The 1,669-nt window shown below is 40.7% G+C and carries 1 protein-coding gene; it reads left to right on the top strand.

Going from position 1 to position 1,669, the window contains the following annotated elements:
- Positions 1–488: 488 nt before the first annotated feature.
- A partial coding sequence (locus tag FTV31_RS16640) for a family 16 glycoside hydrolase (protein ID WP_180015753.1) occupies positions 489–1,669 on the top strand: 1,181 nt, incomplete at its 3' end.

Below are 1,669 nucleotides of genomic sequence, written 5' to 3' on the forward strand. Positions count from 1 at the left end.
AAAATGCAATTCAAAGGTTAATTTAGTCAATAAAAAAGCCCAACATCCTGTTAGGCTTTTTTACATATTTGATGCGTTGGTATAACTCCTGTCGTACCTCGCATTCCCTGTATCTGATCTTATTATTCTTATCTGGAGCATCCTGCTCTCTATGTCCCCATAATAGAAAATTGATGAAGAATGGCATAGACGCAAAGAGCCTGAATGAATGTAAGTCAAAGCGTACAAAATTGGCTGAGATTTATCCCAAGGGTTGTCCGCAGAAATTGGGGATAATTTGAGCAGTGGATGAGTTGATAAATCATAACAATGTACTTTTTTGATTAAATATTGATCATATTTATTTAATCTATTTTTATTAAAATTTTATGAATTCATAAATCATTAATATGTAAGCAAAGATTAGATATATGACAAATCAACCAAAGTGTCATTTTCAACTCTTAAGTTTGAATCGCTTTTTAAAAAATCAAACCTGAGACTACATAATGACTAAATTGACTTCATTGAGCTTAGCAATATTATTGGCATTCAATTTAACTGCCTGCAACGACAATGATGATAAAGATGAATCATCCGCCCTGCCTGAAACACCGACAACACCAGCCCCAGAGCCAGAAACACCAGAAGAAGAAGTTCCTGTACCTAAAGTCTATTTAGACGAAAACTTCGATCAACTCACAGCGCTGCCAGCAGCATGGACAACACTGCGCTCAAATGCAGGCACGGTTGAAGTCAAAGACGGCAGCTTATTCATTGATGGGCGCGCCAATGACACACAAATGACCACGTTAATGCTGTCACCTGAATATCAAAAACTCAGAAACTATCGCATAGATATCGAATTTACTTATTTAGAAAGAAATAATGGCGGCCGCTGGGGCAGTATTATTTACCGCGCTGCTGACAGCTATGCTGAACCTGCCTTCACGCCTTATTATCAATTTGCAATTCGCGCCGATGCAGCTGGCGCCAGCGGTCTAGAACTTGCGCTGCGCCAGCCTACCAATGCGTGGAATGTGCTGCATAAATCTGCTTATAAAGAAAATATGGAGGTCAATAAGTCGTATAAAGCGACTGTGATTGTGCATGGTCAACGTGTGCGCCATTATATTGATGACAATTTAGTCTTAGACACCACACTGCCTTATAATTTAGATCAAGGCGCAATTGGCCTCTCTACTGCTGGCTTATTGATGAAAGTAGATGCCATCAAAATTACAGAACAGCTTGATCCTCTGCCAGAATCAAACCGTGTTACCGAAATTATTGATCATAATCTGCCAGTTTCTATGGCGCCAACCATTGCACAGCCTGCACCCGTGAACGGCATTTCCTCTACAGCAGCAACACACATTGCCTATCAGCTCGATGAACAATTAAATCTATTGAATACTGAGCAGGAAAAAGTCATGGCTTTACGTGATTATCTGAATGACTCAACACGCCGCACACTTCCGCTGCTACGCATTCAAAATGAACAGACCATTAATAAGCTAAAAACATTGGGCGAAAGTTATGATCTGGCGGATATTACCTTGCTTTCAGATCAGCCAGAGCTTCTTCGCAAAGCGCGAATTGCAATTCCAGCACTGCGTACCGCGCTGGATTACTCTAAACAAACTGGGCTGAGCAGCTCAACTAAGGATATTGTGACCATTGCCCACAA

The sequence above is a fragment of the Acinetobacter sp. YH16031 genome, assembly GCF_013417335.1.
GTDB lineage: Bacteria > Pseudomonadota > Gammaproteobacteria > Pseudomonadales > Moraxellaceae > Acinetobacter.